Genomic DNA, 300 nt, shown 5'->3' on the forward strand with positions numbered 1-300 from the left:
ATCTCGGGCTGCCCGTGATCTGGGTACGGCTCGACTTCGTCGGCCTCTTCATGGCCCGCGGCCTTGGCGCGCTGGTGTAACCCCCTTTTTTTTTTTTTCTCCCCCTCGGGGTCGGCGGGGGGGGGGGGGAGAAGTCGCCTTCGGCGGGGGCCGCGGAGGCCTCGCCCGGCGGCCCGCCGAGGGGCGCTTTCTCCCCCCCCCCCCCCCCAACCCCGAGCGGGACGAAAAACCAAAAGGGGGCGTACAGCAGCGCGCCGAGGCCGGCGGCCATAAACAGCCCGAAGAAGACGAGCCGTACCC

The 300-nt window shown here is 70.7% G+C and carries 1 pseudogene; it reads left to right on the plus strand.

Features of this window, described 5'->3' with window-relative positions:
- Positions 1 to 182: pseudogene (locus tag ADK65_RS39120) on the plus strand (histidine kinase); the annotation flags it as partial.
- Positions 183 to 300 lie beyond the last annotated feature (118 nt).

Origin of the sequence: Streptomyces sp. NRRL B-1140 (genome assembly GCF_001280065.1) — a bacterium.
In the GTDB taxonomy this organism is placed as follows: domain Bacteria; phylum Actinomycetota; class Actinomycetes; order Streptomycetales; family Streptomycetaceae; genus Streptomyces.